This window comes from Ohtaekwangia koreensis, from assembly GCF_900167975.1.
GTDB lineage: Bacteria > Bacteroidota > Bacteroidia > Cytophagales > Cyclobacteriaceae > Ohtaekwangia > Ohtaekwangia koreensis.
In genome coordinates this window covers 104,982-116,715 of sequence record NZ_FUZU01000001.1, presented here as the reverse complement: position 1 = coordinate 116,715, position 11,734 = coordinate 104,982, and the positions used below count along the sequence as shown (strand labels likewise).

Here is an 11,734-nt window from a genome sequence, read left to right as displayed (position 1 = left end):
TGAATACGTTTTGGAACCTATAAACTTTGCTTATTTTTGCCGGCACCTAAAAACGTAATAACTCATGAACATCCCGGAAGGACTGAAGTACACCAAAGACCACGAATGGATTAAAATCGAAGGCACCACAGCAACAATCGGCATTACCGAATTTGCACAAAGTGAGCTGGGTGATATCGTGTATGTTGATATCGCTACCGTAGGTCAGGATGTTGCAGCACATGATATTTTTGGAACCGTAGAAGCAGTTAAAACGGTATCGGATCTTTATATGCCTGTTGCAGGTAAAGTACTGGAAGTGAATCCGATATTGGATGGCAGCCCTGAAAAAGTAAATGAAGATCCTTACGGAGATGGCTGGATGATCAAAGTACAAATCAGCGGTTCTACTGACGAACTTCTCTCAGCAGCACAATACAAGGAACTTATTGGAAAGTAATATCCGTTAAACGTTATCAGTTATCCACGCATTTAGTATGTGGATAATGGATAGCTGATAACGATTAACTATTCATCATGATAGAATTACCCGTCATATCGCAGGAAGAGACCCGCAAGCGTAAGCCAGATTGGTTACGTGTAAAACTTCCGGTTGGACCAGAGTATGCTAAAGTGCGTAAGCTGGTTGACAATTATAAACTTCACACAATTTGTGAGAGTGGTAATTGTCCTAACATGGGCGAGTGTTGGGGTGCAGGAACAGCAACGTTCATGATTCTCGGAAATGTCTGTACCCGAAGCTGCACGTTCTGCGCGGTTGCGACAGGCCGACCAACAGAATATGATATGGATGAACCCAAGCGTGTTGCTGAGGCAATCAAGTTGATGGGTGTGAAACATGCTGTAATCACTTCTGTAAATCGTGATGAATTAAAAGATCGTGGTGCTGAAGTCTGGTATCAGACCGTTGTTGAAACTAAAAAAGTAAGTCCTGAAACAACCATCGAAACATTAATTCCGGATACAAAAGGAAACTGGGACGCGCTCTATCGAATGATAGAAGGCAAGCAGGAAGTAGTGTCACACAACATGGAAACGGTGGGCAGACTATACCGTATGGTTCGTCCACAGGCGAAATATGAACGAAGCCTCGAACAAATAAAAAGAATTCGTGAAGCCGGTATGCGTACCAAGACTGGTATCATGCTTGGCATCGGTGAAACAAAAGAAGAAGTATTCAAAGCAATGGACGATCTTGCCGCTAACGGATTGATGATTCTTACGCTTGGCCAATATCTACAGCCTACCAAAATGCATTTGGAAGTAGCGGAGTTTATTCACCCTGATACGTTCGAAATGTATAAGGAAGAAGGATTGAAACGCGGATTGAAATATGTAGAGTCAGGACCATTAGTACGTTCAAGCTATCATGCCGAGCGACATGTTAATGTTCCTTTGGATTAGCACTCAAATTAAAATGATATATACTGTCTTCTAAGTATATATCATCTTCTATTATCATTATCCTTTATTCGGAAAAATTTCTCAAGTACTCTATATCTCCCTGATCCTTGGGGCGATTAGTAGCTTGCTTTTCCCGAAGTAAATCTTTGGGATGTATTACTTTAAACGTAATGTCAAGCAATGAGCCGGTGTCAGCCCGGTCATAACACGCATCAAAATCAAATGCACTGAAAGCTTTGAGATTTTTTATAGGCTCCACTATAAATCCTGAATCGCCTATAGCAAATTCCGTGAACCCGGGAATTAATTCGAATGATCGTACGGCATCCAAGCCTGCGACACCATGTATCGTTAACACTCGCTTTAGATTCTCAATATTACCGGGCTCATCTTTGATCCAGAGATCGAGATCATGAGTTGCCCGTACGTATCCATGAAATGCCACTGCAAATCCACCAACAAGTATATATTTAACGTCATGATCGGCGAGGCTTTTCAAGAAACCAATTACTTCTTCATTACCTAAGTCAATGGGTACCATTTTATCAAGCTTAACGTTCGAATTATGAAAAGACGCTGCCAGCCTGTTCACCTTCGAAAACAAGTCGAGCCTTTTCTTCTGTTCTGCCTGCGACACTGACATATTCAAAGATAAAGATTATAAGTATAAATGTATAGAATAAAAAAAGCGGGCTCATCACCCGCATTTTTTTCGGTATATACTACCTTACTTTTTATCCGACTGAATGCGTTGTTCTCTGTTAGCAACATCCCATGCTGTATAGAAAACACACTGCGCTCGCCTGGCGAGCAGATCGAATTCAATCTTGCTTACTTCATCGCTTGGCTTGTGGTAATCTTCATGTATACCATCAAAATAAAATACAATCGGTATATTATTCTTAGCAAAATTCCAATGATCAGAACGATAATATAGTCTGTCAGGATGGTTCTGATCGTTATAGGTATAATCAAAGATGAGGTTCGTATATGTCTTGTTATTGCTCTCGTTCAGATTATGCAACTCGGTCGATAATTTATCAGAGCCGATAACATATACGTACGGAGCACTTTCCTTATGCTGTGGATCTCTTCTTCCCACCATATCTATATTCAAATCAACAACCGTACTACTCAATGGGAATACCGGATGCTGTGTGTAGTAGTCCGATCCCAACAAACCTTTTTCCTCACCGGTTACCAGTAGAAATAATATACTTCTGCGTGGACCTTTACCTTCTTTCTTCGCTTGTGCAAATACCTTTGCCAGTTGTATAACTGATACCGTTCCGGAGCCATCATCATCTGCACCATTGTTGATCAAGTCGCCTTCCGTACCGTTTATTTTACCGATGTGATCATAGTGCGCAGAGATCACAACCAGTTCATCTTTCTTATCAGTTCCTTCCAGATACCCCAGTACATTATCACTCTTCAGAACTTTTACATCCACAGAAGTTTTATAGGACACCGAACCCGCTTTAACTTTCTTCAGCGTATTTTCATTTGCGGCCTTTGTAAGTTTTTCACTGGTTGTATTCAACACTTTAGCGGCTACATCCTGAGAAACAAAAAATACACCTGCATTTTGTGAAGCCGCCTCAGGTTTCTTAAGAGACAATACACCACCACCTAAATATTCTTTTAACTGACCTACAAGTTCTTTAAAAGCATTTGCATCTGTGTTATAGATCAACACAACTTTTGCTTTACGCTCACGCGCCAGCGACAACGGGCCGCGAAAATTTTCTTCAGCACCTTGCTGTATCACTACAGCTTTACCTTCTACATTCACCTGGTCGAAATCTTCTTTGCGTCCCTTCCCTGCAAATACTACCGGCACAGATACTTCTCCTCCAGAATCAGAAGAGCCATAGAAAGCTATATCCTGAAAATTTAAAAATTTTGTTTGACCTGCCTTTACATATATATCACCCGGCACACTGGTAAACAGCTCAACCGGCTGATAATAATTTCCCTCCACAGGAGCGGCAAGACCGAAGTCTTCGAAGTTAGCCTTTACAAAAGCGGCTGCCATTTTCTGGCCACGCTTTCCGGTCTCGCGACCTTCCATGGCATCGGATGCCAGTATGGATAAATTTTCTTTTAAATCAGCAGGCGTAATCTGATCACCATATTTTTTAGCGATCGGATCCTGCGCAAGCAAGCTACCAGCTGTTGAAATAGCCAGTACTATGCAAACAAGTTTCTTCATGATTAATGAGTTTGAATTTTCCCAGCAATATGTAGAGGATTTTCGGAATTCAAGAATTGATTTTATAGGAGATGTGTTTTTGAGGAAGTCCGGAAATCGGAGGAGACGGTAAGTCCGAAATCAGAAATTCATAAAGAAAGGAAGCTAGGAATTGTCCGATTTTTTTACCGTTCAAAATATTGATGCTTTACTTTCAGTCTTCGGGACTTTCTGTCTTTCGGACTACAAAGCTATCTATTACCTTTGTGCGCCCATAACTCATGACATTTTGCTCATTAACCTAATACACTGAAAATCAACACGTAAATGAATATTGACTCCCAGTACTCCGAAAAATTTGAAAGCAGACACATTGGTCCGGATGCGCATCAGGTAGAAGAAATGTTGAAGGTCATTAAGGCTAAATCGATTGATGAACTCATCGATCAGACGGTGCCTTCTTCGATTCGTCTTAAAAGCCCGTTGAACCTTCCCGCAGCACAATCTGAATATCTCTTTCTGCAGAATTTCAAAAAGCTGGCTTCAAAAAACAAAATCTACAAATCCTTTATCGGAACTGGGTATTACAATACCATCACTCCAGGCGTTATCCTTCGAAATATTTTGGAAAATCCAGGATGGTATACTGCCTATACTCCTTACCAGGCAGAGATAGCACAAGGAAGATTGGAAGCGCTGATCAACTATCAGACTATGGTAATTGATCTTACCGGAATGCAAATTGCAAACGCTTCATTGCTTGATGAAGGAACAGCTGCTTCGGAAGCCATGCACTTGCTATATGCTTCACGCAAATCTTCGAAGAAGAATGCACATAAGTTTTTCGTTGATCAGAATTCTTTTCCGCAGACGATCGATGTTTTAAAAACACGTGCTACTCCTATCGGTGTAGATTTAGTCGTTGGCGATATAAATACACTTGATATCACAGATGAAAATCTGTTCGCTGTTTTTGTTCAGAATCCAAATGGAAACGGCGAGATCAAAGACTATACTTCCTTCAATGCATCGGCTCATGATAAAGATGTATTCGTAGTGATGGCCGCTGACCTGATGAGTTTGACACTATTGAAATCACCTGGTGAAATGGGAGCTGACGTAGTGGTAGGCTCTTCACAACGCTTTGGTGTACCAATGGGATTTGGAGGACCACACGCTGCATTCTTTGCAACAAAAGATGACTTCAAACGCCAGATGCCCGGAAGAATTATAGGCGCATCTATAGATGCATCTGGTAATCCAGGCTATAGAATGGCGTTGCAAACACGCGAGCAACACATCCGCAGAGAGAAAGCAACCTCCAACATTTGTACAGCACAAGTATTACTCTCGGTAATGGCTGGGATGTACACAGTATATCATGGTGCTGAAGGATTGAAGAAGATCGCAGGTCGCATTCATGCTCTTGCGAAATCACTTGATGGTGGCCTCAAAGCTCTTGGTATAAAACAAGTGAACGAGCATTACTTCGATACGTTAAAGATCGCTGTCGCGGATAAAAAGAACATCGAGCGCGAAGCTGTGAAACGTGAATTTAACTTCCGCTACTTCGAGGACAATCACGTTGGAATTTCATTCGATGAAACATCAACATCGGAAGACGTTAAAACTATTCTTGAAATATTCGCTGCCGCGGAAAATAAAAAAGCAGCAAGTGCTTCTTCTAATGGACATACGCTGAACTGGCCTTCAACGCTGGTTAGAAAATCTGCATACCTGACGCATCCTGTTTTTAATACGCATCATTCAGAACATGAGATGCTGCGCTATATTAAACGCCTTGAGAACAAAGATCTCTCCATGGTACATTCTATGATCTCTCTGGGATCCTGTACGATGAAATTAAATGCTACGGCCGAGATGATTCCCGTAACATGGCCGGAGATTGGAAATATACATCCCTTTGCTCCCGCAGATCAAACACAAGGTTATGCTGAACTTACAACAAACCTTGAGAACTGGTTAAAAGAGATCACCGGATTTACAGGTGTATCGCTACAACCGAATAGCGGAGCACAAGGTGAGTACGCAGGACTTATGGTAATTCGTGCGTATCATGAAGATCGTAAAGAAGGACATAGAACAATTTCATTGATTCCCGCTTCTGCACATGGAACAAATCCTGCGAGCGCAGTAATGGCGGGTATGGATGTCGTTGTGGTAAAGTCAGATGAAGATGGAAAGATTGATGTCGCTGATCTGAAAGCTAAAGCAGAACAGTATAAAGATAAACTCTCCTGCCTGATGGTTACATACCCTTCTACACACGGTGTGTTTGAAGAATCCATCATCGAAATCTGCGAGACCATTCATAAAAATGGAGGTTTGGTATATATGGACGGTGCAAACATGAATGCACAGGTAGGACTCACATCTCCGGCAACCATCGGTGCCGATGTTTGTCACTTGAACCTGCATAAAACATTCTGTATACCACACGGTGGTGGTGGCCCTGGCATGGGTCCTATTTGCTGCAACGATAAACTCAAGCCGTATTTGCCTGGCCATGCCGTTGTAAAAACAGGTGGTGACAAAGCTATACATGCTGTATCAGCGGCTCCCTGGGGAAGTGCCAGCATTCTTACAATCTCGTATGCCTATATAGCCATGATGGGTGGCGATGGATTGACCAATGCAACGAAGTATGCGATTCTGAATGCAAACTATATTAAGAACCGTCTCGAAGCTCATTTTAAAATTCTATATACCGGGTCCAAAGGACGCTGCGCACACGAGATGATTGTGGACTGCCGCGATTTCAAGAAAGCAGGTATAGAAGTAGAAGACATAGCGAAGCGTTTAATGGACTATGGTTTCCATGCACCTACAGTTTCTTTCCCTGTAGCCGGAACGCTGATGATCGAGCCAACCGAAAGCGAGCCGAAAGAAGAACTGGATCGCTTTGTAGATGCTCTTGTAGAAATCAGAAATGAAATACGTGAAGTGGAAGAAGGAAAAGCAGATAAAGAACAAAACGTATTGAAGAATGCGCCTCATACTGCTGCCGTTATTACAGCCGACAACTGGACGCTTCCTTACAGCAGAAGTAAAGCGGCATATCCGCTACCCTTTGTAAAAGAAGCAAAATTCTGGCCAGCCGTAAGTCGTATTGACAATGCGTATGGTGATCGTAATCTTGTTTGCAGCTGTTTGCCAATTGAAGAATATACTTCAACAGAGGAATCAGTTACAGCTTAAATAGTAATAATGATGAAGTCCCTTTTGTTGCTTTGCAAAAGGGACTTTTTCTTTTTACAGGGATTGGTCGTGAGACCCTTAAAGGTGGCATAATTTTATCATTGTATATTTATACATCCGTTCGATCGAATATTCCTGGCAGATTTCCGCGAAGAAAAATTTAGTTTAAGTGAACGCTACTATGAGAAAAATTAAAACGGTATATAAAGGATTAATAGCTGCGCTGATCATCTGCATGATAGTGACGCAGGCCTTTAGTCAGAAGAGTGCCTATAAAGGTTTCCCCTCCCTGGTATGGCCGAAGCTTTACAACATCACGTTCGTAAAAACACAGGACAGACTAGGCGATGTTGACAAGCCTATATTTACGGATGCGGTGAAAGCATTGAATGGAAAGAAGATTACACTGCCAGGCTATATGGTTCCTTTTGAAAATGGACTCAAGGGTAATCACTTTATGTTGTCATCGCTGCCGCTGAATGCTTGCTTCTTCTGTGGTGTTGGCGGGCCTGAAACCGTAGTGGAAGTATTCAGCACTAAACCTGTGGCCTATACCGAGAAGCCCATAGAGATACAAGGCAAGCTGATGCTGAATGACCGGAATCCTGATCAAATGATCTATATACTTGAAAACGCTGAAATACTCGGAGAAGCAGGACTATAAATTCATTCTAAATTTATGGCTATAAAAAATCTCTCTTTGTTTTTGTTATTATTCTTCGCAATGCTTCTTGTACAAGCACAGGAGTTTGCGAACAAAGACTTGCAATCACTTGTAGATGCTGAGCGCGCCTTTAGTCGCATGGCGAAAGACAAAAACACACGCGAGGCTTTTCTTGCAAATCTTATAGATGAATCTATATCATTCTCACCCGGCATTACAAATGCCAAACCCTTCTGGGAAAAACTCCCCATCACAAATGACTGGCTTTACTGGCAACCTGTATATGCTGATATCGCTGCATCCGGAGATTTTGGTTATACTACCGGCCCCTGGAGTTATCGCAAAACAAAAACGACAGCACCAACTACTTTCGGTGAGTATATAACGGTGTGGAGAAAAAAAGCCGATGGGAAATGGAAGGTATTGATCGATGCCGGAATCAGCCATGATTCTTATGATGTTGATGGGCACGCTGTACATACGTCAGCGCTTGCATTACAACCCCGGAAGTATAGCGGCCAAAATTTTAAAGATGAATTAACAGCCGTTGAAGAAGCCTTTATAAAAGAAGTTCCGGGCGATGTTTTAAAAGCCTATACACATCATGCATCAAAAGAAATAAAACTTTACAGACAGAATAAATTTCCATCCTCCGCAGTTGAGGAGGTTTGCAAAACATCGGATGTTATCACCTTTACACCCGAGAAAACTATTGTGGCGTCTTCCGGTGATATGGGCTATACCTATGGAATCGTAAATATAGTAAAGCATGACACTGCCGGAATGCAGAAAACGAACAATGCCAATTACCTGCGCATCTGGAAAAAAGAAAGTGGTATCTGGAAAATTGTAATTGACTTAATCACCTGAAGTTGTTGCTGTATATTTATAGCACCGCTCGAATTCCGAGATTAAATCCCTTCCATCGATTACTGTTTTCACCCGCAAATATATCGTTATAAAAAGTATTTATAGTAAACATGGATGTGAATTGATATTGCAGACCTACTCCATAGGTGAATGATTGTGACATGTGATCAAAATCCCGATCCCAGTTATTCGACATTCCAATCAAAGCAAACGGAAATAAATGTTTATTCAATAAATACGATGCATACACGTTGACGGGACTGGTTATTTCGGTGTTCGCGTAATCATTCTTGAATCTTACCAGTACATCAAGCTGTCCAAATAAAAATACTTTCCGTCCAAGCAAGTGATTATATAACAGTTGCGTATTGAAGGCATACCGATTATCACCCAGGAATATATTGTCCGAACTGGACGTGCTGAAGGGAATCGTAAATGTATTCTGAATCACAAAATTAGCATTGCCTCCAAACGGAATATAGCGCGCACGAATACCAACAGACGTAAGCGCACGCTCGTATTGAATTAATCCTTCATCACTATTTCCTATAACTTTTAAAGGTGAACTTTCCGGATCTATATCCTGCCTGCCAGTTCTATACGATAAATCCAACCCTACATTAAAACGACCAGAAGAAGATATACCATGCGTTACCTGCAGGGTGTTGAATAAATAACTATAGCGTTGACTTATATCCAGCAAAACACGATCAACTGTAAAATATGAATTCGTAGTAAGCAATATATTAGACAGTATAACTTCGGTATAACTCTTGGGCATCATAACAGAAGATACCGCAGGGGTGATACGATCACCCACAAGAAGAGAATCATACACTTCTCTTCTGCTTTGCATTTGTGCATACAAAGTATTACTCGTTAGGATTACCACAAGCGTAACCAGTATAAGAACAGAGTTAGGACGTAATGTTATCATTCGCATTCAAAATCTTTTACTTCGAGTGTTAATTGTTTACCAGACTCCGATGAAATCAATGTCATGTGGTGGTAGCAATATTTCCCAAGGCCAGCATCATAACCACTGGGCGGTGTCCAAACGCCAACATACCGTATACCTGAAATTGTAAACTCAACATAATTATTCACAACACCATCTACTACTGTTTTATCAAAGGAACCTGTTCCATCAACATAACTATCTCCTTTCTGCAGCGTAACGGTTAAAGCACCTCCTTGCGATTCACTGATTAGAAATCGTTCCGGTTCGCTGATCACAAAGAGATTGTCCCATACATTGGAAACAGGCGGAACATAGCCCGCAGGAAGTGACGAGGCAGAAGCACCATTCACAAGCGATACCCCACCCGTTGCAGGAGGTTGTGTAGCGACAAGTTCAAAAGACTTTCCATTGGAAGTTCCTTTCGCAGTAACAACCTTAACACTATACGAGCCCAATGATAGTGAAGCCGGTATAAATGTAGTCACCACCTTCGAAGTGCTGGTCGCTACACTTGCCTCTGTGCTTCCAAATAAAACTTTCGTTGCACCTGTCAGGTTTTTACCTTTGATCAACAAGAGCTGTTCGGTAATATTTTGCACTGCTATAATTTCTTCAATCTCAGGACCGGCTGCTACTGTAAATGTTTTCGCGTTTGACGTTCCTCCCGAATTAACCACTGTAACATTTATAGCACCGGTTACACCGGAGGGAACATTTACGGTAATCGATGTAGCTGTATTGGTAAGTGGCGAGACTTGTGTAGTGTTGAATTTTACTTTAGCCGAATTCAGATTCGTTCCTGTTACAGTTACCGTTGTGCCTGTCGGACCTGATATAGGATTGATTGAAGTAACAAAAGGTGTTACATAAAAATCATTTATGCTAGTCGCAGTTCCCAATGCATTTACCACCGTTATTTTACCCCACGTTGCTGTGGCCGGAACTTTAGCGGTGATCTGCGAAGCTGAGTTAACAGTAAAGTTTGCATTGCCTACATCTATACCATTGAAATGTACGGCTGTGATGTTTGAAAAATTATTACCTGTAATGATAACTGAACTTCCCTGTGCACCGTTCGCAGGACTAAATGATGTTATTGTCGGAGGAACTACTACTGTGAAATTGCTAGTGCTGCTACCGGTTCCTGCTGTGCTGGTAACGGATATCTTTCCCGTTGTTGCTGATGATGGAACTTTCGCTTTGATCTGCGTTGGCGATACTATAGTATAGCTACCAGCTGCTACGGTTGTTGCATTGAACTTTATAGCACTTACATTGACAAAATTAGTCCCTGTTATTGTTACTTCTGTACCTATATTACCACTGGCAGGAGCAAAACCGGTAACGGCAGGAGAACCAATTACCGTAAAGTTAGTAGCACTTGTAGCAGAGCCGGCCAAGGTTGTTACCGTTATTTTACCTGTGACTGCTGTGGCTGGAACCTTGGCGGTTAACTGCGTTGCATTTACCACAGTTACCGTGGTTGCCTTACCCGTACCAAACTTCACTTCTATACCTCCGGCATCAAAGTTTGTTCCATTGATAGTGACCACTGCATTGACAATGCCACTGGCGGGTGTAAAGGTTGTTATCGTAGGGCCATCTTTTACAATAAAGTCAACGTTGCTGAGTGCTGTACCTCCGGGTGTAACTACTTTTACTTTTCCGGTAGAGGCCGTTGCCGGTACAACAGCTTCAAGTTGTGTTGCATTTATTATAGTAAAATCGGCTTCACCGTTTCCAAAGAATACCTGGCTGGTCTCTTCAAAATATATACCGACTATTGTTACTTTTTTTCCTGCAGGCCCTATAGCAGGAGTGATGGAAGATATAGCAGGCTTACCCACTACCGTGAATGTTGCCGCCTCTGACGTTCCGCCTTCTGATGTTATGGTGATATCTATAGCACCCGGCTCAAGACCATCCGGAACATTTACTTTTACTTCGGTCTCGTTTTTAGAAAGGATGTCGGATACGCTGATGGTCCCGAATGTAACAGAAGAAGCTGTTGATAAATATTTACCCTTTAACGTAATCTCCATGCCCGATGAACCTTTCTCGGGATCGATGGATACTATCTCTGGCTGACTGGCGAGTACCTGAAAATTTACTCCTTGTGAAGTTCCGCCATCGGACACCACTGTTACCGTAAGTATACCTGGTGTTAACCCTGCCGGAACAACGGTTACAATTTCAGTATCAGTCTTAGCGGCTATAGATGATTCTACTATACCGAAAATCACTTTGGTTGCCGATGCAAAGTTTTTTCCCACCACCGTAACGGAAGCTCCTACGGTTCCTTCTGAAGGAATCAATTGCGTGATTTCGGGTTTTGGCTTTTCCGGTTCGCTACAGGTAGACAAACCGATAATGATTGAAAGCATTGCTGCTATCAGCGAGAGGGTTTTGCAGTATTTCATGA

At 42.0% G+C, this 11,734-nt stretch carries 9 protein-coding genes; 5 read left to right on the top strand and 4 right to left on the bottom strand.

Annotated elements, in window-relative coordinates:
• Positions 1 to 64 precede the first annotated feature (64 nt).
• Complete coding sequence (gene gcvH / locus B5Y40_RS00515) at positions 65 to 439, top strand: glycine cleavage system protein GcvH (RefSeq protein ID WP_079684760.1); 375 nt, start codon at positions 65 to 67, stop codon at positions 437 to 439.
• Between the two features lie 77 nt (positions 440 to 516).
• Positions 517 to 1,404 (top strand): lipoyl synthase, encoded by an 888-nt coding sequence (gene lipA / locus B5Y40_RS00510; RefSeq protein ID WP_079684759.1) that lies wholly within the window; start codon positions 517 to 519, stop codon positions 1,402 to 1,404.
• A 64-nt stretch (positions 1,405 to 1,468) separates the two neighbouring features.
• Here the strand turns inward: lipA and B5Y40_RS00505 are convergent, their stop codons facing one another.
• Both B5Y40_RS00505 and B5Y40_RS00500 read right to left on the bottom strand, forming a co-directional pair.
• Positions 1,469 to 2,053, bottom strand: coding sequence for a hypothetical protein (locus B5Y40_RS00505; RefSeq protein ID WP_143785553.1), 585 nt, complete (start codon positions 2,051 to 2,053; stop codon positions 1,469 to 1,471).
• A 78-nt stretch (positions 2,054 to 2,131) separates the two neighbouring features.
• Complete coding sequence (locus B5Y40_RS00500) at positions 2,132 to 3,619, bottom strand: M28 family peptidase (RefSeq protein WP_079684757.1); 1,488 nt, start codon at positions 3,617 to 3,619, stop codon at positions 2,132 to 2,134.
• A 306-nt stretch (positions 3,620 to 3,925) separates the two neighbouring features.
• Between B5Y40_RS00500 and gcvP the strand changes: the two genes are divergently transcribed.
• The 3 genes from gcvP (at position 3,926) to B5Y40_RS00485 (ending at position 8,351) form a co-directional block, all read left to right on the top strand.
• Complete coding sequence (gcvP, locus tag B5Y40_RS00495) at positions 3,926 to 6,817, top strand: aminomethyl-transferring glycine dehydrogenase (protein ID WP_079684756.1); 2,892 nt, start codon at positions 3,926 to 3,928, stop codon at positions 6,815 to 6,817.
• A gap of 181 nt (positions 6,818 to 6,998) precedes the next feature.
• On the top strand, positions 6,999 to 7,481 hold the full coding sequence (locus B5Y40_RS00490) for a DUF3299 domain-containing protein (protein ID WP_079684755.1): 483 nt from the start codon (positions 6,999 to 7,001) through the stop codon (positions 7,479 to 7,481).
• Positions 7,482 to 7,541: 60 nt separating this feature from the next.
• The gene (locus B5Y40_RS00485) at positions 7,542 to 8,351 is read left to right on the top strand and encodes a Cif family virulence factor (RefSeq protein ID WP_079684754.1); all 810 of its coding nucleotides are present in this window, start codon (positions 7,542 to 7,544) and stop codon (positions 8,349 to 8,351) included.
• 16 nt (positions 8,352 to 8,367) lie between these two features.
• On the opposite strand, the gene B5Y40_RS00480 is transcribed toward B5Y40_RS00485, so the two are convergent.
• Together B5Y40_RS00480 and B5Y40_RS00475 are read right to left on the bottom strand one after the other, a co-directional pair.
• Positions 8,368 to 9,288, bottom strand: coding sequence for a transporter (locus tag B5Y40_RS00480; RefSeq protein ID WP_079684753.1), 921 nt, complete (start codon positions 9,286 to 9,288; stop codon positions 8,368 to 8,370).
• Positions 9,285 to 11,732, bottom strand: a complete 2,448-nt coding sequence (locus B5Y40_RS00475) for a beta strand repeat-containing protein (protein WP_079684752.1) — start codon at positions 11,730 to 11,732, stop codon at positions 9,285 to 9,287. The genes B5Y40_RS00480 and B5Y40_RS00475 overlap by 4 nt, the downstream gene beginning before the upstream one ends.
• Between the last annotated feature and the right edge of the window lie 2 nt (positions 11,733 to 11,734).